We start from the raw sequence: 24,901 nt of genomic DNA, 5'->3' as shown, positions 1-24,901 counted from the left end.
CCCTCCTCCTGTGCGCGGTGCGGTGCCGGTCAGCCCTCGGCCGAGGCGCGGCGACGGCGGTTGGCGGCCACCAGGCCGGCGCCCGCGGCGAGCGCGGCCGCTCCCGTGCCGGCGATCCACGCGTTCTCGGGGCCGGCGCCGGTGCTGGCGAGCGGGGCGGAGCCGGAGCCGCCGGCCGGGGTCACGTTCCCGTTCCCGGTGGTGCCCTTGGCGCCGGCCGGCTGAACGGTGCCGGTGCTGCCCGAACCGCCGGTGCCCGTGCCGGTGGTGCTGCCGGTGGTGCCGGTGCCCGTGCCGCCCGATCCTTCCTTCCACCCCGCGGCCACGTCCTTGGCCCGTGCCACGTGCTGTCCGCTCTTCAAGAACGCGGCCCGGTCCTCCCGCGAGCCCTTGAGCGCGGCGAGGGCGGCCTTCTTCAGCTCCGGGCCGGCCTTGGACACCATCGACGAGATCAGGACCGCGTTGTCGTCGTCGCGCAGCACGTGCTGCTCGTTCTTCACGAACTCGCGCAGCTGCTGCGGGGTGGGGTTGCCCTCGAGGAGCTTGATGATCCCCTCCTTCAGGCCCGGCCCCGCGTCCTTGAGCATCCCGAGCAGGGCGACCCGGTCGTCCTCGGCGCGGACCTTGTGCTGGCCGGTGGCGACGAACGCGCGGATCTGCTCGCGCGTGCCGTGGTCCATCAGCTCGTTGACGGCCTTGGTGATGCCCTTGCCGGCGCCGTTGAGCATGCGCATCATCTCGACGCGGTCGTCCTCGAGGCGGGCGGCGTGCTGCCCTTCGTTCAGGAAAGCGGTGAAGGCAGCCTGGGTGTTCTTGAGCAGGGCCTCCTTGGCGGCCGCCTTCACGGCCTTGCCGCCCGCGTAGTGGATCTGCGAGATCCGGACGTAGTCGTCGTCGAGCTGCTCCAAGGCCCATTCGACCGCCAGGAACTTCTGCATGTCGGCGGCCGTGCCCTTGAGGGCCTTCTCCGCGGCGGCCCGCACGCCGGGACCCGACGCCGGGTCCTTCAGGATCTTCTCGATCCGGGCCCGGTCCTTGGCCGCCTGGTCCTCGGCGGGGGTCTTCGCGGGGGTCTGGGCCGGCTTCGCGACGCCGCCCTGCGGGTCCTGGTCGGGCGCCGTCGGCGACGACGGGGTGGCCGGCGCCGCCCCCGACGAGGCGTCAGCGGCGAAGGCGGGCGAGGCGAGCAGGACGGCCGGCGCCATCGCGGCGGTGGCCACGACGGACGCGATCCGGGGCAGCTTCACAGGCGGGGTTTCCATTCTTCACATGTGTGATGATCGGCAGCCTGTGAAGGATAGGTGCCCTTCCCGCTCCCTAAGCGTCGATTTTGCGACAAATGCGGATCGCGGTGGCCGGGGGTCGGTGAGGCGCCGGAAGGGCTCGCGGCTCGCCGCTCAGGGCTCTGGGCTCGCGCCTCAGGTCTCAGGGCTCGGGGTTCTCACAGCTCTACGGCGACCCCCTCGCGGGACGACCGGCGGGCCGCCTCCAGGACCTCAAGGCAGCGCGCCGCCTCGCCGGCCGTGACCGGAGCCGGGCCGCCCGTGCGCAGGGCCGCCGCGACCGCCGCGTAGTACGCGGGGTAGTCGCCCGCCGCCGTCGGCACCGGCAGGCCGCCGCCCGTGAGCGGGGACTCGCCGGAGCCCAGCCGGCCCCACAGGTGCTCCGGCTCCTCGCCCCACGGCTGCCCCTCGGCGCCCGGCCGCAGGCCCTCGCGCAGGGCGGCCTCCTGGGGGTCCAGGCCGTACTTGACGTAGCCGGCGCGCGAGCCGAGGACGCGGAACCGCGGGCCGAGCTGGGCGGCGGTCGCGCTGACGTAGAGGTGCGAGCGGACTCCGTTCGCGTGCGTGAGCGCGATGAAGGTGTCGTCGTCGGCCTCGGCGCCCGGGCGGCGCACGTCGGTCTCCGCGTAGACGCGTACCGCCGGGCCGAACAGCACCAGCGCCTGGTCCACGACGTGGCTGCCGAGGTCGTACAGCAGGCCGCCGATCTCCTCGGGGGCTCCGGACTCGCGCCAGCCGCCCTTGAGCTGGGGGCGCCAGCGCTCGTAGCGGGACTCGAAGCGCAGGACGTCGCCGAGTTCGCCCTGAGCGAGGAGCCGGCGCAGGGTGAGGAAGTCGTTGTCCCAGCGGCGGTTCTGGAAGACGGACAGGAAGGTGCCGGTGCGCTCCGCCAGGGCGGCCAGCTCGCGGGCCTCGGCGGCGGTGGCGGCGAGCGGCTTGTCCACGACCACCGGGATGCCGGCGGTGAGGGCGGCCGTGGCGAGCGGGACGTGGGTCTTGTTGGGGGAGGCGACGACGACCAGGTCCGGAGTGTCGGGGCCGTCCCACAGCTCGTCGGCGGAAGCACGGACGCGGACGTCCGGGTGGGCCTCGCGGGCCTGGGCCTGCCGGCCGGGGTCGGAGGTGACGACCGTGTCGAGGAGGAGGCCCTCGGTCGCGGACACGAGCGGCGCGTGGAAGACGGATCCGGCGAGTCCGTAGCCGATGAGCGCGACGCGCAGGGGGGTGGGGGAGGTGGTCATGGCACCACTTTGGCAACACTGTTGCGTAAGTGCAAGGAGGGTGGACAATGGGCGGGTGAACAGGGGCAAGGGGGACGAGGTCGGCGAGGCCGGAGAGCGCATCGGGGGCGGGGGCCGCGGCGGGGCGAACCTGCCGGCGCTGCGCGGGCACAACGAGGCGCTGCTGCTGGACCTGCTGCGCGCCGCCGGAGCGCCGGGGCTGGGCCGTGCCGAGCTCGCCGGCCGGACGGGACTCACCCCGCAGGCCGTCAGCAAGATCACCGCCCGGCTGGCCGCGGAGGGCCTGGTGGCCGAGGCCGGGCGCGGCGCCTCCACGGGCGGCAAGCCGCGCACCCTGCTGCGGCTGGTGCCCGGGGCCCGGCACGCGGTCGGGGTGCACCTGGACCGCGACGAGCTGAGTGCCGTCCGGGTCGACCTGGCGGGCGGCGTCGTCGCGCGGTGGAGCGGACCGCTCGACTTCGGGGCCGGTCCCGAACTGGTGGTGGACGCGGTTGTACGCGCGCTCGCGCGGGTTTCCGCGGAGCCGGGAGCGGGGCCGCCGCTGCTCGGGGTGGGCGCCGCAGCGCCGGGCCCGCTGGACTGGCGCAGCGGGGTGCTCGGGAGGGTGACGGGACACCCGGACTGGGCGGGGTACCCGTTGCGGGAGGTACTGGCGGGGCGCCTGGGGTTGCCCGTGGTGCTGGACAAGGACACCAACGCCGGGGTCGTGGCGGGGGCCCCGGGCGGGCCCGGGTCGGGCACCTCCGTGTACCTGCACGTCGGGACCGGGCTCGGGGCGGGGCTGCGGCTGGACGGGGCGGTCCACCGGGGCGGGCGCTCGGCGGCGGGGGAGTTCGGCCACCAGGTGCTGCGGCTGGACGGACCGGCGTGCCGGTGCGGGGGGCGGGGCTGCCTGGAGGTGCTGTGCCTGGGGGCGGTGGCCCGGGGCGACCTGGCGGAGGCGGCGCGGATCCTGGGGGAGGGGGCGGCGAACCTGGCCGCCCTGCTCGACGTGGACCGGGTGCTGCTGGGGGGCCGGGTGGTGGACGCGGCCCCGGAGGTCTTCGTGGCCGGGGTCCGCGGGGCGCTGGAGGCCCGCGTCCTGCTGGAGCGCCCCCCGACGGTCGCGCGGGCCCCGGCGGGGGTGGCGGAGGGCGCGGCGGCGCTGGTCCGGGGGCGGGTGTTCGGCTGGACGTGACGCCCGCCTGGCCGGCGGAAGCGGGGGGCTCCACAACGGAGCCCGCTGGCTGCGCACGGGTGGGCGGGGCCGGCCCCGGGCCCACCCCGGGCCGCCGTTCGGGGGTAAAGGGGTGGGGGTTGGGCGTGGGGGGTGGGGACGGGGTTCGGGGGCGTGGGAGGTTGGGGGAGGGCCGGGGTGATTGTCGCCTCGTCCGATCATCATTGAAGTTCCCGTTCCGTCCGGCGAGCAGCGAAGGTCTTCCATGCGACTGCGCAACGCCCTTGCCCTCACCGCCCTCCTTCTCGCCCTCACCGCACCCACCGCCTCCGCCGACATCGGCACCGGCGGCGGCGCCCGCCCCGCCCCCGCGCTGCCCTCCCGCGCGCACGCCACTTGCGGCGACGGCAAGGCCGGCGCGTTCCCCATCGGGGCCAGGATCCGGGGAGGGCCGGCGGTCTACCGGGCGGGCGGGGGCCCGCAGACCTGGCTGCTGGACCTGACGAACACCACGAGCGGCCCCTGCACCGCCATCCACCCCGTCGTCGTCTTCACCGACGCCGCCCGGGCCCTGCGCCCCGCCCACCTGCGCATGGACTTCGAGGCCCCCGGCGGCCCCTACCCCGTCACCCTCGAGCGCTCCGACCGCGACGAGATCATCGCCGTGTTCGACGGCGGGAACCAGTTCTCCGGCTTCGCCGTGCCGGCCGGCGGTTCCGCCACCGTCAAGGTGCAGCTGGCCTTCGCCCCCGACGCCCCCCTCGGCGAGGTCGTCGCCGACGCGGCACTGGTGCAGCGCCAGCCGGACGACGGCGAGTGGGTCGGCGAGGCCGGCGCGTACCGCTTCTCCGTGGAGGGGCCGCAGGAGCCGGCCGAGGCGGGCTCGCTCGCGCACACCGGCCCCCGCGAGTGGGCCTACGGCGCCGGAGCCGTCGCCGCCCTCACCGCCGGCGGCGGGCTGCTGATCGGCGCCCGCCGGCTGAGGGACCGCTCCGCGTGACAGCCGCCCCCGGCGGAGCCCCCCCGACTTCCTGACTGACCCGCATCGAGAACGCTCGGCCGGCCCTCCACACGTACGCGGCCGCCGACTGGGAACCCCTCACCTCCACCGACGCGGGCGGCCCCGGTCTTCTCCGCGAAGGTCGACCAGCGCCTCTCCCTCAAGGGCGACCGCGCGGCTACGGCAACGAGAATCCGAGTACCCGAGGACCGCCGCCGCGGCCGCCGCCGAACTGCGCGACCGGAACCCGGACGCCGCCTTCGTCCACCTCGGCCAGGCCGACTCCGCCGGGCACTCCCACGGCGCCGCCGGCCGGCAGTACCCCGACGCCATCGGCCGCGTCGACGCGCTGGTCGGCCAGGTCCTCACCGCCGTCGAGAACCGGCCCGCGTACGCGTCACCACCGCCCACGGCCACACCGACGCCGGCGGCCCCGGCGGCTCCGCCTTCCAGCTCGCCCAGGCCGGCGTCCCCACCACCGCGCTGGACGGCGTACCGCTCGACGCACTCGGCAGCGACCCCTTCGACACCCTGCGCCCGGCCCTCCGGTCCCGCGGCGACGAGAACGGGTCCCGGCCGGTGCCACCGACGTCCAGGTCCGCTTCCGCCTCCGCCACAGCGGCAGCAACGACCGGTACTGCGCCGTGGACGACGTCACCGTCCGCCGATCCGTCCCCCGCGGTCCGGGCTGTGGACGCCCAACCCGTCCGCGGCCCGGCCCCGATAGGGTGGTACAGACCAGCGTCACGGGTCAGAGGTGACGGCCACCGAGAGCGGAGAACAGTCCAGTGGCAGAGCGCAAGCCGATCGAATCCTGGCTCACCGACATGGACGGGGTCCTCATCCACGAGGGCACCCCGATCCCCGGTGCGGATGCCTTCATCAAGCGGCTGCGCGATTCCGGCAAGCCCTTCCTGGTGCTGACCAACAACTCCATCTACACCCCGCGCGACCTCCAGGCCCGGCTCAGCCGGATGGGCCTGGACGTGCCCGTCGAGAACATCTGGACCTCGGCGCTCGCCACCGCGAAGTTCCTCGACGACCAGCGCCCGGGCGGCACCGCCTACGTCATCGGCGAGGCGGGCCTGACCACCGCCCTGCACGACATCGGGTACGTCCTGACCGACCACGAGCCCGACTACGTGGTCCTGGGCGAGACCCGCACCTACAGCTTCGAGGCCATGACCAAGGCCGTCCGGCTGATCAACGCCGGCGCCCGCTTCATCTGCACCAACCCCGACGAGACCGGCCCCTCCACCGAGGGCCCGCTGCCGGCGACGGGCGCGGTCGCCGCGCTGATCACCAAGGCCACCGGCAAGCAGCCGTACTTCGCCGGCAAGCCCAACCCGCTGATGATGCGTACGGGCCTCAACGCCATCGGCGCGCACTCCGAGACCAGCGCGATGATCGGCGACCGCATGGACACCGACGTGCTGGCCGGGCTGGAGGCGGGCATGCAGACCTTCCTCGTGCTGACCGGCCTGACCACGGCCCAGGACACCGAGAGGTTCCCGTACCGCCCGACGAAGACGGTGGACTCCATCGCCGATCTGGTCGACCTGGTGTAGCGGCTGGGGCCGCGCGGGTGCGCGTACGGCTGAACGTACCGCTGACACGTACGGGCCAAGAGAGCGCCGCTGCGGATGCGGAGCGGCGCGCCGCGGGTGAATCTCCTTGATGAGGAGGTTCACCATGCGCAGTTCTCTGATCGCTCTCCGTGTCGCGGGGGCCGCCGTCGCCCTGACGGCCCTCACCGCCGTGACCGCCCCCGCCGCCCTCGCGAACGAGTGGGACCGCGGCGGCGTCTCGGCGGAACCGAACCCGGCCGAACCGGGAGCGCGCGTCAAGATCCGCGTCCGGGGCTGCCACGGCGACCACGGGGTGGCCCATTCCCCCGTGTTCGAGTCGGAGGCGCGCCTGTCCGCGGGCCACGGCGACGGCCGCACCCTCTGGGGCGAGGCCACGGTCCGCCCGCACACCGAGCCCGGCTGGCACGAGATCCACGTCAAGTGCGAGGGCGCCCAGGGGCTGCGCGGCTCGATCGAGGTCCGCCACCGCGACCACCACCACCGCCCCGCCCCCCACCACTCGCCGGTCTGGCCGGTCCACGCGGGCGGCGGAGCGATGTCCGCCGAGGTCGCCGAGACCACCCGGCTGGCGGCGGCCGCGAAGAAGAGCCACGGCGGTGACGGCCCCGGGCTGCCGCAGACCGTGATCGGCGCCGTCCTCGCGGCCGCGGCCACCCTGGCGGTCGCCGGCCGGGCCCTCACCCTGCGCCGCCGCCGCAACGGCGGATGAACGAGGCCAAGGCCTCCGCCGGCGGCCGGCTGCTGACCTTCGCCGCCTGGACGGTGCTGGTGCTCGGCCTGTGGCTGTGGGGCAAGGAGATCACCGGGGTCCCGCCCGGTCCGCCCGCCGCGCAGGGCGGCGGCCGGCCGGGGACGTCCCTCCCGGCCGCGCGGCCGCCGCTGTCCGGGGCGATGCCGGCGCGGGTCCACGTACCGGCGCTGGGCGTCCGGGCGCCGGTGATCGCGCGCGGCCTGGACGCGCAGGGGGCGATCGAGCCGCCGCCGTACGAGCTCCCCGGCACGGTGGGCTGGTGGGGCGCGGGCCCGGCGCCGGGCGCGGCGGGGGCGGCGCTGCTGGTGGGGCACGTGGACACGAAGTCCAAGCCGGCCGTGTTCTACGGGCTCAGCTCGCTCAAGCCGGGGCAGAAGATCCGCGTGGTGCGGGCGGACGGGACGGTCGCCGAGTTCACCGTCGAGGACGTACGCGTCTACGAGCGCGCGGGCTTCGACCCCCACCGGGCGTACGGGCCCCGGGTCGCGGGCCGCGCCGAACTGCGGCTGGTCACCTGCGGTGGGACGTACGACAAGGCGGCCGGCCAGTACTCGGCGAACGTGGTGGTCTCCGCGTACCTGACGGGCGCCGGTGCCGAGTCCGGCGCGGCGGCGGCGTAGGCCGTCCGGGGGAGGCGGGTGGTCCTCCCGATGGACAAGGAAGAAAAGAAGAAGGCCCCCGCAGCTTTCGCTGCGGGGGCCTTCCTCGTGTCTGTGCGCCGCCAGGGACTCGAACCCCGGACCCGCTGATTAAGAGTCAGCTGCTCTAACCAACTGAGCTAGCGGCGCTTGCTGACAGGGAAAACTCTACCCCACCTGGGGAGGTGCTCGTGACAAGCCGCGCCCACGTTGTCCGATTAACCCATGTTTAGGAGGTTTGTCGTGCACGATATGTCTGGTCGAGCCGAAACTGACGCCCCGACAGATGCGTGCCCGGCGGCCGACCAGTGGACGAGCAGGGGAGTGGACGGAACCGCATGACGATGCAGCCTCCGGTGCATGTGCAGATGCCGGCGCCGATGACGATGCCGGTCTTCCAGGAGTACGAGCCCGCCGGCGACTGCGTGTGCCCCGGGTGCGCGCAGCGGCGCCGCGCCCTCGCGCGCGGGCGGGCCATGGCGCTGCGCGACGGGGGCCACCCGGCCGCGCGCGGGGCCCGCCGGGCGCTGGTGCTGGCGACCGCCGCAGGGGTGGTCCTGGGCGGCGGCGGATCGGCAGCGGCGCTGGCTGCGGCCGATCCGGGGCCGGGAGCGGGGTCGGTGGCCCTGGACGGGAGGGACGGCCCGGCCGGACCGCCCCGGCCGGACGGCGCGCCGGGCCCGGACGATCCGGGCACCCCGCAGGGCGGCCGGGCCCCGCTGCACGGACGCCCCGCGCCGGGCCCGCGTCCGACGTCCCCGTCGACGGGCCGGCCGGGCGCGCCGCCCGCCATGCGGGCCATCGACCGGGCCACGATCATCAACCGGGCGAAGCTCTGGCTGGACGCCAAGGTGCCGTACAGCATGACCGAGTACTGGTCGGACGGCTACCGGCAGGACTGCTCGGGGTACGTCTCCATGGTCTGGAACCTCGGTTCGAACGAGTGGACCGGCAGCCTCGACACCTTCGCCACGAAGATCACCAAGGAGGAGCTGCTGCCGGGGGACATCCTGCTGTTCCACAACCCGGCGGACCCCAGCAACGGCTCGCACGTCGTCGTCTTCGGCGGCTGGGTCGACGAGACGCGCACGCATTACATCGCGTACGAGCAGACCCGCCCGTATACGCGGAGGCAGGCCACGCCGTACGGCTACTGGAAGAACTCGGACAAGTACCTCCCGTACCGGTACAACGGCGTCACCAGCGGCGTCCTGCCGCAGGCCCCGGTGCCCGGCGCCCCGGCGGCGGGCACGGCCGCCTTCCCCGGCGCGGCGAAGTTCGGGCCGGGCGCCGACAACGCGTACGTCACCGAGCTCGCCAAGATGCTGATCGGGCGCGGGGGCCTGCGGTTCTACCCGAAGGGGCCGCACTCGAAGTGGAGCGAGGCCGACCGGCAGGCCACGCAGGCCTTCCAGCTGGCGCAGGGCTGGACGGGTGCGGACGCCGACGGCATCCCCGGCGAGCACACCTGGCGGCTGCTGGTCCAGCGCCAGGGCAAGGACATCCCCCCGACGGGCCGCACCACCCCCGCGAAGCCGCCGGGCGCGGTGAGGCCGCCGGGTCCGCCGACCGGTGCGGCGCCGGGCTCGGCGAAGCCGCCGGGCAGGGCGCCGGGTACGGCGCAACCGCCGGGCCGGGCGGGGGCCGGCGGGGTACCCGCCTACCCGGGGCTGCGGGTCTTCCGCCCGGGGCAGTCCCATCCGGCCGTCACCGCCCTCGCCCGCCGACTGGCGGAGAAGGGCTTCGGCACGTACTACACGTCCGGCCCGGGCCCCTGGTGGAGCGAGGAGGACCGCCGCAACGTCGAGGCCTTCCAGCGCGCCCAGGGCTGGCGCGGCGCCTCGGCCGACGGCTACCCGGGCCCGGAAACCTGGCGCCGGCTGTTCGCATGACGGAGGCAACGATGTACCCCACGCGCACCACGACCACGACGGGCACCTTCCGGATCCCCGCCCTGCGCCCGGCCCCCGCCCATCCGGCCGGAGCCACCGCCTACGCCTCGGGCCCCGCCTCCCCGCCGGTGCGGGCCGCCCACCGGGCCGGCCCCGAGCCGGTCGCGGCGTCCCGGGTGCCCGCGCCGGAGTCCCTCGCCCCGGCCCCGGCCCGGCCGGAGACCCCCGAGGTGCACCCGGCCGAGCCGCGCGTGGCCCCGGCCCGGCCGGCCGGAGCCACGCGGTCCGGCTCCGGGGCCGTCGCCGCCCACCCCGCCGGCCCGCAGCCGGGCGGGGCTCTTGCGGAGGCGGGCCACACCCCCGCTCCGCGCGCCGCCGAACCCCCCGGGCCGCCGTCCCACCGGGCGCACCCGGCCGCGCCCGCATCCGGGCCCGCGCACCCGACCACTCCGTCCCCGGCCGCGCCCGCATCCGGGCCCGCGCACCCGGCGGCTCCGCAGCCGGCGCCGGTTGCGGTGTCCGCGTACGCGGGCCGGTCCGCGGCCTTCGACCCGGCTCCGTACCGGTCCGGGCACCCGGCTCTCCCCGAACCGGCTTCCGGCCCTGCCCCCGCCCACCCCGCCCAGACCGGGACCCCGCAGCCGCCCCCGGTGTCCACCCACCCGGCCGACGCGGGCGCGGCCCGGGCGGCCGTGCCCCACCCGGCCCCGTCCCGTTCCGCACCCCCGGCCACCCCGGAGCCGGCCGGGGCGGCCGTACCCCCGCACCCCGCCGACGCCGACGCCGATGCCGTCGCCGCCCCCGCCCGGGCCGACGTGCACGACCCCGCCCCCGCTCCCGCCGCGCACCCGCCCGCCCCGGAGCCGGTCCGGGCCGGACACCCCGCTCCCTCCGACCCCGCCCGGCCAGGGCCCCCGCACCCCGCCGCCCCCGTCCCGCCGGGGCGCCCCCGGGGGGACGTGCCCGCGGCTCGGGGAGGGGCGGCCGGCGGGATCCCGCACCCCACCCCCGAGCCGGCGCACGGCGTGCCCGGGCCCGGCCCGGCCGAGATCGCCGCGCAGGCCGTCGCGCGCGGGATGCGCGCCGAGGCACCCCCGGCCACCCCGCGGCCGCCGCGCGGCACGGCCGTCACGGAGCTCCCGCTCCACCTGCCGTTCCGCCCCCGGCCGCAGCCCCCCGCGTCCCCGGCCGCCCCTCCCGCCGCCCGCCCGGCGCCGAAGCCCCCGGCCGGCCGCCGCGTCCCCCGCGGCGACGACCGGCTCCGCGAGCACCGGGGCCCCGTGCTGCCCGGCTGGATCGCGGTGGCCGTCGGGGGCCTCGCCCTCGCCGGCTGCGCGGCCGTGCTGTGGCGGGCCGGGGTCGTCCCCGCCACCGTGGCGGCCGCCTTCGGGGCCTCCCCCCGCGCCTACCGGGGGCTGCGCGCCACGCACTGGCCCCCGCTCGCCTTCCTCGGCGTCGTCACCCTCCTCGCGCTCGGCGGCCTCGGCCGGGCCAAGGCGGGCCACGCCTGGGTGCTCACCCTCTTCGGGCGCTACCGCGGCACGGTCCGCCGTACCGGGCTGACCTGGATCAGTCCGCTCCTGCTGCGCCGGCGGGTCGACGTACGGCTGCGGCACTGGCGCAGCGAGCCGATGCCGGCCGTGGACTCGGGCGGTCTCGCCCTCCAGGTGGTGGTGCAGGTCGTCTGGCAGGTCAAGGACACCGCCCGGGCCACCCTCGCCGTCGAGGACCACACCGGCTACCTCGCCGAGCAGGTCGAGTCGGCCATGGCGCGGGTGTTGTCCCAGCTGCCCGCCGACGCCTTCCACGAGGACGCCCCGACCCTGCGCGACGCCGAGGCCGTCGGCGACGCGCTGACGCGGATGCTGGCGGCCGAAACGGAGGCGGTGGGGATCGAGGTGTTCTCCGCCCAGCCGATCCGGATCGAGTACGCCCCGGAGGTCGCGGAGGCCATGCGCCGCCGCCGGGTCGCCGCGATCGACGCCAAGCACCGGGATGCGGTGCTGACCTCGGTGGTCGACGCCGTGGACGACACCGTCCACCGGCTGACCTCGCGGGGGATCGTGGAGCTCGACGACTACGAGCGCAAGGCCCTGGTGAAGGACCTCACCGTCGCCTTCTACACCGGGAGGTCCGACCAGTAGCAGCCGTCACGGGGATTCCACGGGCGAACGGGTGGCCGGTATGGACCGGACCACCCGTTTTCTCGTTGGTATGGACACGGCCAACTCCCGTCAATACTGTGGGACTTGGTCTAGACCTACATCGGCAGCCTCGGTTCCGCCGGTCCGCCAGGACCGATCCCCGCGTGCGCACGTCTCCGCCAGATCCCCCCACGTCCAAGGAGCACCATGCGTTCCTTCCGCATGCCCTCACGGCCCTCGCAGGTCCCCCGGCCCTCCCGCCCCGCCCGGGCCGGCGCCGCCGTGACGCTCGGTCTCGGCCTCCTCGCCGGTGCCACCCTGCTCGGCGCCCCCACCGCCAGCGGCCACGGCTACACCGACACCCCCATCAGCCGCCAGAAGCTCTGCGCCAACAGGACGGTCTCCGACTGCGGCCCCGTCCAGTGGGAGCCGCAGAGCGTCGAGGGCTACAAGGGCTTCCCGGCCGCCGGCCCCGCCGACGGGAAGATATGCGCCGGCGGGCACAGCGAGTTCGCCCAGCTCGACGACCCGCGCGGCGGCACCTGGCCCGCGACCCGGGTGACCTCCGGCCAGGCCTTCGACTTCCGCTGGCAGTTCACCGCCAACCACTCCACCACCGACTTCAGGTACTACGTCACCAGGAACGGCTGGGACCCGTCCAAGCCCCTCACCCGGGCCTCCCTCGACCCCCAGCCCTTCCTCGTCGTCCCCTACAACGGCGGCCGCCCGGACATGACCACCATCCACCGCGGCTCCATGCCGGCGGGGAAGACCGGGCGGCACGTGATCCTGGCCGTCTGGACCGTCAACGACACCCCGATGGCCTTCTACGCCTGCTCCGACGTTCAGTTCTGACGTAACGTCAGCTAACCTCCGGCGGCATGCGGACCCCGACAGCACCCCGCGCCCGCGGCGCCGGCGGTACCGGCCCCGCCGGCGAGACCGTCGCGGAACTCATCGCGTGCCAGTGGGGCGACCACCGGCCCGGGCTGATGTACGGGGCCGGCGCGCCCGACGGCGCCCGGCCCACCGTCCTCAGCCGCCACCGGACCGCCCAGGAGGCCGCCGTCCGCGCCGCGCTCCTCGCCGACCTGCTCCCGCCGGGGGCGGAGCCGCACCTGGGGGTGCTGCTCGACAACACCCCCGAGTTCCCCTTCTGGCTCGGCGCGGCGGCCCTCGCGGGGGCCGCCGTCGCCGGCATCAACCCCACCCGGCGCGGGCCCGAGCTGGCCCGCGACATCCTGCACACCGACTGCCGGATCCTGGTCACCGAGCCCGCCCACCTCCCGCTGCTGCGCGGCCTCGACCTGCCCGGCGTACGGCTGCTGGTGACCGGGAGCGAGGAGTACGAGGCGCTGCTCGCCCCGTACGCCGCCGCCGTGCCCGGTGAGGCGGTGGTGCGCGCGGGGGCACCCGGCCCCGGCACCCGGCTCCTGCTGTACTTCACCTCCGGCTCCACCGGCGCTCCCAAGGCGGCCGTCTGCAGCCAGGGCCGCCTCGCCGCCGCCGGCGCCTCCCTCGCCCGGCACTTCTCCGTCACCCCGGAGGACGTGCACTACGTCTGCATGCCGCTCTTCCACGGCAACGCCGTGATCGCCGACTGGCTGCCCGCCCTCGCCGCGGGCGCCCCGGTGGCGCTGCGCCGCCGCTTCTCCGCCTCCGCGTTCCTGGATGACGTACGGGCCTACGGCGCGACGTACTTCACCTACGTCGGCCGGGCCGTCCAGTACCTGCTGGCCACCGAGCCCCGCCCCGACGACCGCGAGCACCCCCTGCGCCTCGGTTTCGGCACCGAGGCGGGGGCGGTCGACGCGGCCCGCTTCGCCGACCGGTTCGGGGTCCGGCTGGTCGAGGGGTACGGGGCCACGGAGGGCGGCGCCTCGGTGCAGCGCGGCCCCGGCACCCCGCCGGGCGCCCTCGGCCGGGCGGCCCCGGGCGACGACCTGGCCGTCGTCGACCCGGAGACGGGCCGGGAGTGCCCGCCGGCGGTCCTGGACGGGCGGGGCCGGCTGCTGAACGGGGACGAGGCCATCGGCGAGCTCGTCAACCGGGGCCGCAGCCTCTTCGAGGGCTACTGGCGCAACCCCGCTGCCGAGGCGGCCCGCACCCGCGACGGCTGGTACTGGACCGGGGACCTCTTCTTCCGGGACCCGCAGGGCTTCCTCTACTTCGCGGGCCGCACCGACGACCGGCTCAGGGTCGACAGCGAGAACCTGGCCGCCGCGGTGATCGAGAACGTCCTGGCCCGCTGGGAGGCGGCGGCCGCGGTCGCCGTGTACGCGGTCCCGGACGAGGTGGCGGGGGACCAGGTGATGGCCGCCCTGGCCCTGCGCGGGGGCGCCGCCTTCGACCCGGAGGCCTTCGCCGCCTTCCTGGCCGCGCAGCCGGACCTCGGCACGAAGATGGCCCCGCGCTACGTCCGGGTCCTCGACGCCCTGCCCGTCACCGCCACGAACAAGATCCACCGGGTCGCCCTGCGCCGGGCCGGCTTCCTCGGGCCGGGCCCGGTCTGGCACCGGTCCGGCGGCTCCTACCGGCCGCTCGACGGCAAGGACCTGGCCGCGCTGCTGTCGGCGTACGAGGCCCAGGGCCGCCGGGAGCTCCTGGACCGCTGAGCCGGACCCCCGGGGCGCACCCCCGTGCGGGCCCCGCCCACTGGTTTGGAGCACCCCCGGGGACCAGGTAGTATTTTCTCTGTCAGCAGGCGCCGCTAGCTCAGTTGGTTAGAGCAGCTGACTCTTAATCAGCGGGTCCGGGGTTCGAGTCCCTGGCGGCGCACCTGATCTTCGGGCGGTTCCCGGTTCAACGGGAACCGCCCGAAGTGTTTTCCGGGCCGGTCCGCGCGTTCCGGCACGCCGCGTCCGCGTATCCCGCCCGCTCTCAGAGCGTGAGCGACAGCAGCAGCGGCGCGGCCTTGCGGTTCAGGGTGTCGGCCGCGGCGCGCAGCCGGTGGGCGTGCTCGACCGGCATGGACAGGGCCAGGCAGCCCACCGCGGCGCCGGCCGTGATGGGGACCGCCGCGCAGACCGTGCCCACCGCGTACTCCTGGAGGTCCAGGACGGGGACGGTGGCGGGCTGGGAGTCCAGCTTGGAGAACAGGATCCGCTCGTTGACGATCGTCTTCGAGGTGAGCCGGGCGATCTTGTGCCGGGACAGGTGGTCGCGGCGCCCGTTCTGGTCGAGCTGCGTCAGCAGGCACTTGCCGACCGCGCTGGCGTGTGCCGCCGAGCGGAAGTCGACCCACTCGTGGACCTTGGGGGTGCGCGGACTGTCCGCGAACTGGGTGATCCGGACCTCGCCGTCGACGTAGCGGCTGATGTACACGGCCGCGCCGACGGAGTCGCGCAGCTTGTCGAGGGTGTCCTGGAGCTTCTCCTGGAGGGCCTGCTGCCGGTCGGTGCCGGATCCGAGCAGGACGAGGGAGTCCCCTATGGCGTAGGCGCCGTCGGAGACCTGGAGGACGTATCCCTCGCGCCGCAGCATGAGGAGCATGGGGGCGAGGTGGACCGCGGGCAGGCCGGTCTCACGCGCGATCTGCACGTCGGTCACACCGCCGGTGTGCCGCGAGATCGTTTCGAGTACGCGCAGGGCGTACTGCACCGAGTGGAACGGCGCGGTCGGCTCGGGCTTCAGCGCCACGGTTTCCCCCTACCAGGTTGTTACCGCTTGCTCTACCACGATAGCCACCAAGAGGCCCACGTGGAGGGTGTGTTGATGAGATTGATGGCTTAATCAAGTCGCCCCGCCTGGGCCTACTCGCCGGGCATATGCCAACGGCATGGGCATGCCCCGGTCTGCCGGGAATGCCCGGCGAGCACTTCCCGTTCGAGTTCTTCGTACGAACGCCGTACGAGACGTACGTGGTGTACGGGGCGCCGCGGGGCGCACGAGCGGGACGGGACGGGAGCGACGATGAGCAACACCGGGGACGCGGGCCGGCGCACGGACGGGCGGACGGAGGGCACCCCCGCGGAGGGGGGCCGCGAGGCGGCCGCGGATCCGGTGCGCGGGGTGGTCCGGGGCGCGGCGCCGGTGCCGCTGTCGGTGCTCGACCTGGTCACGGTCGGCAGCGGCTCCACCGCCCGCGAGTCCCTGCGCACCAGCGTGCGGATCGCCCGGCAGGCCGAGTCCCGCGGCTACCACCGCCACTGGGTCGCCGAGCACCACTCCATGCCCGGGGTCGCCAGCTCCTCCCCGGCCGTGATCCTGGCCCACCTCGCGGCGCACACCTCCCGGATCCGCCTCGGCTCGGGCGGGGTCATGCTGCCCAACCACGCCCCGCTGGCCGTGGCCGAGCAGTTCGGCACCTTGGAGGCGCTTGCCCCCGGCCGGGTCGACCTCGGGCTCGGCCGGGCCCCGGGCACCGACCCGCGGACGGCGGCCGCGCTGCGCGGGCCCGGGCGGCTGGACGAGGCGGCGGACGAGTTCCCCCGGCGGCTCGCGGAGCTGATCCGGTTCCTCGACGACGACTTCCCCGACGGACACCCGTACGCCCGGGTGCACGCGGTGCCCGGTCCGGTGCAGGGGCCCGCCGGGCGCCCGCCGGTCTGGCTGCTGGGCTCCTCCGGCTTCAGCGCCCGGCTCGCGGGGGAGCTGGGCCTGCCCTTCGCGTACGCCCACCACTTCTCCGCGGCGGGCACCCTGCCCGCCCTGGAGCTGTACCGCGAGAGCTTCCGCCCCTCGGCGGTGCTGGACGCCCCGTACGCCCTGATCGGCGTCTCGGCGCTCGCCGCCGACACGGCGGCGCAGGCCCGCGCGCAGGTGCTCACCGGCGCGCTGTCGATGCTGCGGCTGCGCAGCGGCCGGCCCGGGTTGGTCCCGACGCCCGAGGAGGCGGCCGCGTACGACTTCTCGCCCCTGGAGCGGGAGTTCGTGGACGGCTGGCTCTCCCACGTGGTCCACGGCACCCCCGACGAGGTGCGGGCCGGGCTCGACGCACTGGTGGCGCGGACGGGTGCGGACGAGCTGATGCTGACCGCCAACGCGCATGGCGGAGCCGCCCGGTTGCGCTCGTACGGGCTCGTCGCAGATGCGTACGGGATGCCCGTCGAGCCCTTGACGGCGGGCTGAGCGCGGCCGGACCGGGGGAGAACGGGGTTCGGCTGGTTTGTTGCCGAAACCTTGCCGGAGCATGGCGTAAGGCAGCCTTAAACCGCTCGTCACCCGGGGTGGCGGGCGGTTTTCCTTGTGCGCTCAGGTCTCTGACGAGGGAGTTTTACCGTTCAGTGGTCTAGTCCTTCTTTGGTCCAAACCATTGACTGGGATGTCGGCGGATCGCTATCACTTCTCTCACCTACCGCTGATGTTCTTCCCTCCCACCCCCACGGAGGCAGTACATGCACATCCGTAAACCCCTCGTCGCGGCCGCCGCCACGGCCGCGCTGGCCGCCGGCGCACTGGCAGCCTTCGCGGGACTCGGCACCGCCCAGGCCGCCGACGCCTCCACCACGGCCGCGGCCGGCGGCGTGAGGATCGCCTATTACGACCAGTGGAGCGTCTACGGCAACGCCTTCTACCCCAAGCACCTCGACACCCGGGGCATAGCGGGCAAGCTGGACGTCATCAACTACTCGTTCGGCAACATCCACCCCACCAACCTCACGTGCTTCGAGGCCAACAAGGCGGCGGGCGACGACAACAACCCCAACGCCGGTGACGGCGCGGGCGACTCGTACGCGGACTACCAGAAGTCCTTCGGCGCGGCCGACAGCGTCAGCGGCACCGCCGACAAGTGGGACCAGCCGATCGTGGGCGTCTTCAACCAGTTCAAGCAGCTGAAGGCCAAGTACCCCCACCTGAAGATCAACATTTCGATCGGCGGCTGGACGTACTCGAAGTACTTCAGCGACGCGGCGAAGACCGACGCCTCCCGCAAGAAGCTGGTCTCCTCCTGCATCGACCAGTACATCAAGGGCAACCTGCCGGTCGAGGGCGGCTTCGGCGGACCCGGCTCCGCGGCCGGGATCTTCGACGGCATCGACATCGACTGGGAGTACCCGGGCTCGTCCGGCGGCCACCTCGGCAACCACTACGCCCCCGAGGACAAGCAGAACTTCACGCTCCTGCTCAAGGAGTTCCGCACCCAGCTCGACGCCTACGGCCAGGCCAACGGCGGCAGGAAGTACCTGCTGACCGCGGCCCTCCCGGCCGGCCAGGACAAGATCAAGTACATCGAGACGGACAAGATCGGCGCGTACCTCGACTACGCGAACATCATGACGTACGACATGCACGGCGCCTGGGACGGCGACGGGCCGACGTACCACCAGTCCCCGCTGTACTCCGGAGCGAACGACCCGACCGACCCGATCGCCCCGGGCACCCAGAAGTACAGCGTCGACAACGCCATCGACTCCTGGATCGACGGCAACCCGGCCTACGGCATCACCGGCGGGTTCCCCGCCAACAAGCTGACCCTGGGCTACGAGTTCTACTACCGCGGCTGGAAGGGCGTCCCCGCCGGGACGGCGGGCGGCCTCGCACAGCCCGCCACCGGCGCCTCCGGCGCCCGGCCCACCAGCCAGCAGGCCGGCATCGCCAACTACAAGGAGCTCGGCGGGATCGTCGACAACCCGGCGGCCACCTACTGGGACGACCAGGCCAAGGCCTCCTACTTCTACAAGGACGGCGAGTTCTTCACCGGCCTGAACCAGAAGTCGATCCAGGCCCGGGTCGACTACGGCAAGCAGCGCGGCCTGGCCGGCGCGATGATGTACTCCCTGCTCGGCCTGGACGACAGGACCACGCTGCTGAACCAGATCTCGGACGCCCTCGGCGGTGCCACGGTCCCGCCGACCACCCCGCCGACGACGCCTCCCACCACCCCGCCCACCACGCCGCCGACGACACCGCCGACGACGCCCCCGACCACCGGCTGCGGCAGCGTCCCGGCCTACGTCCCGGGCACCGTCTACACCGCCGGCAACGAGGTGTCGCACAACGGCCGCAGGTACCGGGCCCAGTGGTGGACGCAGAACGAGGTGCCCGGCACCACCGGTGAATGGGGTGTCTGGAAGGACCTCGGCGCCTGCTGATCTCCCCCCACCCCGCGCCGAGTGCCGGCCCGCCCCGCCCCTCCTCCCGGGGCGGGGCGGGGCGGTTCCGGTTCCCCGGGCCGTGCCGTCAGGCGTCCGGCGTCCCGGAGGCGAACCGGGCGCCCGGCGCCGGCGCGATCATCTCCGCGATCCGCTCCGGCGCCACCGCGCGGGAGTACAGCCAGCCCTGCCCGGTGTCGCAGCCGACGCGGCGCAGCCGGGCCGCCTGCCCGGCGGTCTCCACGCACTCGGCGGTGACGGTCAGGCCGAGCCGGTGCGCGAGCTGGACCAGGGCCTCCACGATGGTCTCGTCGGCCGGGTTCGGGTGGGTGCCCTCCTCGTAGCGGAAGCCGCGGACGAAGGAGCCGTCCAGCTTCAGCACAGAGACCGGCAGCCGGCTCAGGTAGGCGAGGTTCGAGTAGCCCGTCCCGAAGTCGTCGATGGCGATCCGCACGCCCATGTCGCTGAGCGCCTGGAGGGCCTGCAGGGGCCGGCCGGCCGACCCCATCACCGCGGACTCCGTCAGCTCCAGCTGGAGCAGCTGCGGGGCCAGTCCGGTCTCGGCGAGGATCTCCGCGACGTCGCCCACCAGGTCCGAGTCCCACACCTGGCGCACCGCCACGTTCACGGAGACGAACACCGGTGAGTCGCTGGGCTGTTCGATCTGCCAGCGCCGCGCCTGCCGGCACGCCGTACGCAGCACCCACTGGCCCAGCTGCACGATCGAGCCGTCCTCCTCGGCGATGCCGATGAACCGATTCGGCGTCAGGACGCCGAACTGCGGGTGCCTCCAGCGGACCAGCGCCTCCACCCCGCGCACCACCCCGCTCTCCAGGTCGACCAGCGGCTGGTACTCCAGCTCGAACTCGCCCCGCTCCACCGCCGGGCGCAGGCTGGAGGACAGTGCCTGGCGGGTCATCCGGTGCGCGTTGCGCTCGGGGTCGAAGAGGGTCCAGCGGGCCTTGCCGTCCGCCTTGGCCCAGTACAGGGTGGTGTCCGCCGCCTGCATCAGCCCCGTCGCCGAGGTGCCGGCGGCGTCCCGCTCCACCACGCCGATCGACGCGGACACCGACAGCCGCTGCCCCGCCAGGTCGAAGGGCTCCTGTACGGCGGCCAGCACGCTGCGGGCGAGGTCGGCGAGCTGCTCGGTGCCGGTGGAGTCCTCGACCAGCAGCGCGAACTCGTCGCCGCCGAGCCGGGCGACGAGGTGCCCGCCCGAGCGGCCGTAGCCGGACTGGTCGGCGCACTGGGTCAGCCGGGCGGCGACCGCGGTCAGCAGCCGGTCCCCGACGCGGTGGCCCAGGGTGTCGTTGACGGCCTTGAACCCGTCGAGGTCCAGGTAGCACAGGCCGATCCGGCCGGTGCCGCCCGTTCCGTACGCGGAGGCCTCCAGGGCGGCCGAGAGCCGCTCGAAGAACAGCGCCCGGTTGGGCAGCCGGGTGACCGGGTCGTGCATCTGGAGGTGGCGCAGCCGCGCCTGGAGGTCGCGCCGGTCGCTGATGTCGGCGACGGACAGCAGGACGTCCCGGGTGCCGGGTACGGGCCCCAGGGTGACCTCGGTCCACAGCGAGTGCCCGTCGGGGTGCTTGAGGCGCCGCGTGCACCGCAGCCGGGCCTGCCGTCCGCGCAGCACCTCCTGGTAGGCCTGCCAGGTACGGGCCTCCGCCGCGAGGTCCACCAGGTCGGCGGCGCTCCGCCCGGCGAGGCTCCCGGGCTCGGCGCCCAGGAGGGCGGCCAGGGCCCGGTTGGCGGCGATCACCTCGCCGCCCCGGCCGACGACGGCCATGGCGAGGTGGGCCGCGTCGAAGGCGGCGCGGTAGTCGCGCGGCTCGGGCACCGCCGGCACTGCCGGGTGACGCTCCGTAAGGGCCGGTCGGATGCTGTCGGCCGCCGAACCGGTTTCCTCTGAGGTTCCGCTCACCGTTGGCTCCCGCAGTGTTCGTGAGTGTCCGCGCAGGAAAGTGTGCCGATCATAGAGGCTGCCGGAGGCCCTATCCAGCGGCGTCGCCGTGCGGGGCCGGGGCCTTCGCCGTGCTGACGCCTTCCGGGAGGGCTGCTGACGGCGTGTCGGACGACGGTCGGAGGACGGTCGGACGACCGTTCGCGCGCGCTTGTGAGCACCTGGTGACGTCGGCCGATCTCATGTGACCGATCATGACGGTGAGTAGTCATGAGCATGGCATCAGGGGTCACCGGCTTGCCGCACCGCTCACTCATGTGGGGCAGCGGAACAGGACATTAGTAAGACAATCGCCTCAAGGTGGATGGGACGGGACGAATCCACCAGCGGCGGAGGTCGACGTGCGGCTCGAGCAGACACCCGGGGGAGTGGACCGCTCCCGCATGCGAAGTACGGCCGCCGCCCTCACCTCCCTGACGGCACTCGCCGCCATGTCGCTCGTCGCGGGGCCGGCGGTGGCCGACACCGCCACCGCGGGGCCCTGCGCGCTGACCCGTACGGCCGCCCACCACTCCCTCGGCGTGGACACCTGGAACGGCGCCTACCCCAAGCCGGAGCGCACCCTCCACGCGGTCATGGTCTTCCTCTCCTTCCCCGGCCACCGCGCCGCCGTGACGCCCGAGGAGCTCACCGCCGACTACTTCCCGGCGACCTCCGAGTTCTTCGAGCGGGCCTCCTACGGGCGGTTCCGGCTCGTCCCGCACCCGCAGAAGCAGTGGATCCGGATGCCCCGGCCCGCGACCGCGTACGGGATACAGCGCGACTGGGCCCCCGAGGACCGGGCGGCCTACCTGCGCGACGCGGTCGCCGCCGCCGATCCGCAGGTGGACTTCGGCGCGTACGACGTCGTGTACTTCGTCGCCGACCCGGGTGCGCCGGGCGTCGACTCCGACGCCACCAAGGTCGTCAACTTCGACCGCCCGATCGTGGCGGACGGGGTGGAGCTGCGGCGGATCGTCACCGTCTTCGAACGGCATCCGCCCGACCGCAACGTCCTGGCCCACGAGACCGGGCACGTCTTCGACCTGCCCGACCTCTACCACCGGCCGACGGACGGCAAGGGCGACTGGGACACGTACGTCGGCGACTGGGACGTCATGGGCAGCCAGTTCGGAATGGCTCCCGACCTGTTCGCCTGGCACAAGTGGAAGCTGGGCTGGCTGGACCCCGCGCAGGTGGACTGCGTACGGTCCGGCACCTCGCTGCACACGCTCCAGCCGCTGTCGGAGGTCCCTCCCACGGGCGGTACGGGCGGCACCCGCCTCGCGGTGGTGCGCACCGGCCCCGGCAGCGCGATCGCGGTCGAGGCGCGGGGCTCCGCCGGGAACGACGGGGACACCTGCACGGAAGGGGTGCTGGTCTACCGGGTCCGCAACGAGGCCGCCTCGGGCGGCGGGCCGATCGAGGTGGTGGACGGGCATCCGCGGACGGAGGCGTGCTGGGACCGCTCGGTGTACCCGCCGCTGGCGGACGCGCCGCTGGAGGTCGGGGAGACCTTCACCGTGCCGGGGGAGCGGATCACCATCGAGGTGGCGGACCGGACCCAGTCGGGCGCGTACACGGTCAAGATCACGACCTGACGGGGGCGGTTTCGGACACGAAGAAGGCCCCCGCTCCGAAGAGCGGGGGCCTTCTCCCGTCTGTGCGCCGCCAGGGACTCGAACCCCGGACCCGCTGATTAAGAGTCAGCTGCTCTAACCAACTGAGCTAGCGGCGCCTGCTGACGTCGTAGACATTAGCAGGCGTACCGGCCGAACCGAAAATCGATACCGGACCCCGGGCGGCGTGCAGGAACGCCCAGAGCAGGGGGTCCGGCCCGGGGAGCCAGGGCCGCCGGGTGTCCGGGGCCACCAGCCACCGCGACGGCCCCGGACCGGCGGCCAGCGGGGGCACGGTGACGGCGTCGCCGTGGCCGTGGCAGAGCGGAGCCGGGGCGGCCGGGCCCCACTCCTCCCACGCGAGCAGGGCCGGAAGCCGATGGGCCGTACCGGGGGTGGCGAAGAGCAGCATCCGGCCGCGGTGGACGGCGGCCGGACCCGAGCCGGGCCCCTGCTCCCACAGCAGGTCGAGCATCCGGCGGCCCAGCACGAGCGGAACGTTGACGACGTCGAACGCGGTCCCGCAGGGCAGTACGGCGGTCGCCCCGGGGCGCGCCTGCCAGACGGCGAGCGTGTCGTGCGGCCGGGCACAGGCCGAGGCCAGCCAGAGGGCGCCCTGCGGGGTGACCTGGGTCGCGGGCGCGGTGCGTGCGTCGGGGCCGTCGAGGGCGGGGCAGCCGGCGGCCGTCGTCAGGGTCGTCATATGCCAGGTGTACCGGGCGTAGCGCTCCCGTTCCGCGGAGTTACCGAAAACCGGGACGGGGCGGGTGGTCCTGGGGTATGTTGCGCCGCGCATATGCCACTGCGCGCCGCGCGTCGCCCAGGGGCCCCCGCCCCGCGCCGCGCGGGCCGGAGGCGGGTCAGGCCGGGTCGGGGCTGGTGCCGCGCTGGAGGTCCTCGCCGAACTCGATCATCTTGCGGGCGTAGTCCTCGGTCCATTCCGCGATCGCCGCGATGGCCTGCGGCGGGAGCCGGTCGAAGCGCCGGGGGTCCGCCAGCTGGGCCGCCGCCAGGGCCTGGAACTCCACCGCCCGGTCCTGCGCCGCCCGGAAGGCCAGCGTCAGTTCGGTGGCCCGGGTCAGCAGCTCGCGCGGGTCCTCGATCGACTCCAGGTCGAAGAAGTGCTCCGGGTCCGTGGCGGCCGCCGAGGGCTCGAACAGCAGGGGCGCAGGCCGCTGCCTGCGCCGGGTCCGCTCGGGCTCTGCCATGCCTGTCCTCCTGCTGCGCTGCGAATCCTGGGCCACCCTCCATTCTCCAGCGTCGCGCAAGGGTGCCGCGTCAGGCCGCGGCGGGCTCCTTCGCCAGGGCCGCGACGTCGTCCAGCCCGCCCGCGAGCCCGTCGTCCAGGCCCTCGCGCCGGAGGCGTACTCCGGCTCGTCCAGGAAGGGCAGGGCGACCTCGGCGAGGCCGGCGAGACCCTCCGCCGGCACTTCGACATCAGCCGCAAGGACCACACCGGGTTGCGCCCGCGGCCGCCCGTAGGATCAGCCCGTGCCCCCGCGCCCCGCCCCCCTGCGACCGCCGCTGACCGAGGCCGAGGTGGCCGACGCCGAACGCGAACTCGGCGTCCGCTTCCCCGCCGAGTACCGCGCGTACCTGCGCGACACCGAAAACGACGCAGGCGGGTACCGCGTGGTGCGCACCGACGCCGGCTGGCGGTGGCCGGGGGACGACCGGCTGCGGCGCGACCTGCTGACCGAGCCGTTCCCGCACCCCGACTCGTACGCGCGGGCCGACGCGGAGCTGTGCGCGCGCGAGCCCGACGAGGCGGACTTCCCCGACCTGGCCTCCTACCTCGCCGCCTGGGCCGCCTGGGACGCCGAGTGCGAGGAGTTCGAGGACCGCCGGACGGCGGGTGCGCTGTGCCTCCAGGAGCACGGCTGCGGCTTCTCCACCCTGCTGGCGGTGTCCGGACCGCTCGCCGGCACGATGTGGTGGGACGGCCGCGCCAGTTGCGACCTCATCGTCCCCCTCTCCCTCGACCACGCGGGCGCCGGCCGGCCGGCCACCTTCGGCGAGTGGCTCGGCCGCGACTCCTGGGACCTGCTGCCCGACCGGGCCCGCCCCCGCACCGCGGGCCGCCCTCCGGCGCCCTGACCGGGCGGCGACCGGCCCGCCCCGCCCCGTCGATATCCGCTGGCCGGGCCCCGGCAGCCGCTGCTTGGATGGCCCGATGGACGGCTACGAGATCTCCACCGACCCCGACCGGCTCGACGCCGCGCTGGTCCACCGCTGGCTGTCGCAGGACGCCTACTGGGCCCTCGGACGCAGCCGCGAGAAGCAGGACGCGGCCATTTCGGCCTCGCTGAACTTCGGCGCCTACGACAGCGCTTCGGGCGCCCAGCTCGGCTACGCGCGGGTCGTCACCGACCGGGCGACCTTCGCCTGGCTCTGCGACGTGTACGTGGACCCCGGCGCGCGCGGCAAGGGCCTGGGCAGCGCCCTCGTGGACGCCGTCAAGGCCCGGCTTGCCCCCTACGGGCTCCGCCGCATCCTGCTGGCCACCGCCGACGCGCACGAGGTCTACGCCCGCGCGGGCTTCGAATCGCTGGCCACCCCCGCCAAGTGGATGGCGTACGGAGAGCAGTAGCGCGCCGGCCGGTCCTCGACCCGGC

General features: G+C 74.8%; 21 protein-coding genes and 3 tRNA genes. 16 read left to right on the top strand and 8 right to left on the bottom strand.

Features of this window, described 5'->3' with window-relative positions; translation table 11 throughout:
• Nucleotides 1-29: 29 nt before the first annotated feature.
• Nucleotides 30-1,262 (bottom strand): ALF repeat-containing protein, encoded by a 1,233-nt coding sequence (locus ACZ501_RS04520; protein WP_468792459.1) that lies wholly within the window; start codon nucleotides 1,260-1,262, stop codon nucleotides 30-32.
• Nucleotides 1,263-1,441: 179 nt separating this feature from the next.
• Nucleotides 1,442-2,524 carry a Gfo/Idh/MocA family oxidoreductase gene (locus ACZ501_RS04515; RefSeq protein WP_468792456.1) on the bottom strand — a complete coding sequence of 361 codons (1,083 nt, stop codon included), beginning with the start codon at nucleotides 2,522-2,524 and terminating at the stop codon, nucleotides 1,442-1,444.
• Nucleotides 2,525-2,579: 55 nt separating this feature from the next.
• On the opposite strand from ACZ501_RS04515, the gene ACZ501_RS04510 reads away from it, so the two are divergent.
• From ACZ501_RS04510 to ACZ501_RS04485, 6 genes are all read left to right on the top strand, one after another.
• Entirely contained in the window at nucleotides 2,580-3,701 is a 1,122-nt protein-coding gene (locus ACZ501_RS04510) for an ROK family transcriptional regulator (protein WP_468792453.1), read from the top strand.
• A gap of 244 nt (nucleotides 3,702-3,945) precedes the next feature.
• Nucleotides 3,946-4,680, top strand: coding sequence for a hypothetical protein (locus ACZ501_RS04505; protein ID WP_361597531.1), 735 nt, complete (start codon nucleotides 3,946-3,948; stop codon nucleotides 4,678-4,680).
• 31 nt (nucleotides 4,681-4,711) lie between these two features.
• Nucleotides 4,712-5,407 (top strand): alkaline phosphatase family protein, encoded by a 696-nt coding sequence (locus ACZ501_RS04500; RefSeq protein ID WP_468792686.1) that lies wholly within the window; start codon nucleotides 4,712-4,714, stop codon nucleotides 5,405-5,407.
• A gap of 61 nt (nucleotides 5,408-5,468) precedes the next feature.
• On the top strand, nucleotides 5,469-6,248 hold the full coding sequence (locus tag ACZ501_RS04495; protein WP_361597528.1) for an HAD-IIA family hydrolase: 780 nt from the start codon (nucleotides 5,469-5,471) through the stop codon (nucleotides 6,246-6,248).
• Nucleotides 6,249-6,372: 124 nt separating this feature from the next.
• The gene (locus ACZ501_RS04490; protein WP_362460987.1) at nucleotides 6,373-6,978 is read left to right on the top strand and encodes a hypothetical protein; all 606 of its coding nucleotides are present in this window, start codon (nucleotides 6,373-6,375) and stop codon (nucleotides 6,976-6,978) included.
• Nucleotides 6,975-7,640, top strand: coding sequence for a class F sortase (locus ACZ501_RS04485; protein ID WP_361597522.1), 666 nt, complete (start codon nucleotides 6,975-6,977; stop codon nucleotides 7,638-7,640). The genes ACZ501_RS04490 and ACZ501_RS04485 overlap by 4 nt, the downstream gene beginning before the upstream one ends.
• A 94-nt stretch (nucleotides 7,641-7,734) precedes the next feature.
• Here the strand turns inward: ACZ501_RS04485 and ACZ501_RS04480 are convergent.
• Nucleotides 7,735-7,808: transfer RNA gene (locus ACZ501_RS04480), tRNA-Lys, on the bottom strand.
• Between the two features lie 230 nt (nucleotides 7,809-8,038).
• Between ACZ501_RS04480 and ACZ501_RS04475 the strand changes: the two genes are divergently transcribed.
• The 5 genes from ACZ501_RS04475 to ACZ501_RS04455 all read left to right on the top strand — a co-directional run bounded on the left by ACZ501_RS04475 (nucleotide 8,039) and on the right by ACZ501_RS04455 (nucleotide 14,472).
• The gene (locus ACZ501_RS04475; RefSeq protein WP_468792684.1) at nucleotides 8,039-9,550 is read left to right on the top strand and encodes a peptidoglycan-binding protein; all 1,512 of its coding nucleotides are present in this window, start codon (nucleotides 8,039-8,041) and stop codon (nucleotides 9,548-9,550) included.
• A gap of 11 nt (nucleotides 9,551-9,561) precedes the next feature.
• The gene (locus ACZ501_RS04470; protein ID WP_468792450.1) at nucleotides 9,562-11,694 is read left to right on the top strand and encodes an SPFH domain-containing protein; all 2,133 of its coding nucleotides are present in this window, start codon (nucleotides 9,562-9,564) and stop codon (nucleotides 11,692-11,694) included.
• A gap of 222 nt (nucleotides 11,695-11,916) precedes the next feature.
• Nucleotides 11,917-12,549 carry a lytic polysaccharide monooxygenase auxiliary activity family 9 protein gene (locus ACZ501_RS04465; protein WP_361602602.1) on the top strand — a complete coding sequence of 211 codons (633 nt, stop codon included), beginning with the start codon at nucleotides 11,917-11,919 and terminating at the stop codon, nucleotides 12,547-12,549.
• A gap of 26 nt (nucleotides 12,550-12,575) precedes the next feature.
• Nucleotides 12,576-14,309 (top strand): AMP-binding protein, encoded by a 1,734-nt coding sequence (locus ACZ501_RS04460; RefSeq protein WP_468792447.1) that lies wholly within the window; start codon nucleotides 12,576-12,578, stop codon nucleotides 14,307-14,309.
• Nucleotides 14,310-14,398: 89 nt separating this feature from the next.
• A tRNA-Lys gene (locus ACZ501_RS04455) sits at nucleotides 14,399-14,472 on the top strand.
• A 102-nt stretch (nucleotides 14,473-14,574) separates the two neighbouring features.
• Here ACZ501_RS04455 and ACZ501_RS04450 read toward each other — a convergent pair.
• Nucleotides 14,575-15,333 carry an IclR family transcriptional regulator gene (locus ACZ501_RS04450; RefSeq protein ID WP_361602590.1) on the bottom strand — a complete coding sequence of 253 codons (759 nt, stop codon included), beginning with the start codon at nucleotides 15,331-15,333 and terminating at the stop codon, nucleotides 14,575-14,577.
• Nucleotides 15,334-15,606: 273 nt separating this feature from the next.
• Here ACZ501_RS04450 and ACZ501_RS04445 point away from each other — a divergent pair, with 273 nt between their 5' ends.
• Nucleotides 15,607-16,764 carry an LLM class flavin-dependent oxidoreductase gene (locus ACZ501_RS04445; RefSeq protein WP_468792444.1) on the top strand — a complete coding sequence of 386 codons (1,158 nt, stop codon included), beginning with the start codon at nucleotides 15,607-15,609 and terminating at the stop codon, nucleotides 16,762-16,764.
• A gap of 266 nt (nucleotides 16,765-17,030) precedes the next feature.
• A complete protein-coding gene (locus tag ACZ501_RS04440; RefSeq protein ID WP_362460971.1) occupies nucleotides 17,031-18,728 on the top strand; it encodes a glycosyl hydrolase family 18 protein in 1,698 nt (565 codons plus the stop codon).
• Nucleotides 18,729-18,816: 88 nt separating this feature from the next.
• Here ACZ501_RS04440 and ACZ501_RS04435 read toward each other — a convergent pair whose 3' ends face one another.
• On the bottom strand, nucleotides 18,817-20,649 hold the full coding sequence (locus ACZ501_RS04435) for a putative bifunctional diguanylate cyclase/phosphodiesterase (protein ID WP_468792441.1): 1,833 nt from the start codon (nucleotides 20,647-20,649) through the stop codon (nucleotides 18,817-18,819).
• A gap of 422 nt (nucleotides 20,650-21,071) precedes the next feature.
• On the opposite strand from ACZ501_RS04435, the gene ACZ501_RS04430 reads away from it, so the two are divergent.
• On the top strand, nucleotides 21,072-22,268 hold the full coding sequence (locus ACZ501_RS04430) for a M6 family metalloprotease domain-containing protein (protein ID WP_468792437.1): 1,197 nt from the start codon (nucleotides 21,072-21,074) through the stop codon (nucleotides 22,266-22,268).
• 63 nt (nucleotides 22,269-22,331) lie between these two features.
• Here ACZ501_RS04430 and ACZ501_RS04425 read toward each other — a convergent pair.
• The 3 genes from ACZ501_RS04425 to ACZ501_RS04415 form a co-directional block, all read right to left on the bottom strand.
• Nucleotides 22,332-22,405: transfer RNA gene (locus ACZ501_RS04425), tRNA-Lys, on the bottom strand.
• On the bottom strand, nucleotides 22,396-22,989 hold the full coding sequence (locus ACZ501_RS04420; RefSeq protein ID WP_362460965.1) for a bifunctional DNA primase/polymerase: 594 nt from the start codon (nucleotides 22,987-22,989) through the stop codon (nucleotides 22,396-22,398). Before ACZ501_RS04420 ends, ACZ501_RS04425 begins: the two co-directional genes overlap by 10 nt.
• 157 nt (nucleotides 22,990-23,146) lie before the next feature.
• Nucleotides 23,147-23,494, bottom strand: coding sequence for a hypothetical protein (locus tag ACZ501_RS04415; RefSeq protein ID WP_361602572.1), 348 nt, complete (start codon nucleotides 23,492-23,494; stop codon nucleotides 23,147-23,149).
• 283 nt (nucleotides 23,495-23,777) lie between these two features.
• Between ACZ501_RS04415 and ACZ501_RS04410 the strand changes: the two genes are divergently transcribed.
• On the top strand, nucleotides 23,778-24,383 hold the full coding sequence (locus ACZ501_RS04410; RefSeq protein ID WP_468792434.1) for an SMI1/KNR4 family protein: 606 nt from the start codon (nucleotides 23,778-23,780) through the stop codon (nucleotides 24,381-24,383).
• 76 nt (nucleotides 24,384-24,459) lie between these two features.
• Nucleotides 24,460-24,876 (top strand): GNAT family N-acetyltransferase, encoded by a 417-nt coding sequence (locus ACZ501_RS04405; RefSeq protein ID WP_468792431.1) that lies wholly within the window; start codon nucleotides 24,460-24,462, stop codon nucleotides 24,874-24,876.
• Nucleotides 24,877-24,901 lie beyond the last annotated feature (25 nt).

This window comes from Streptomyces sp. NPDC034085 (genome assembly GCF_055575555.1).
Note: the sequence above shows the minus strand (reverse complement) of the source record. Positions and strands in the feature narration are given on the sequence as shown.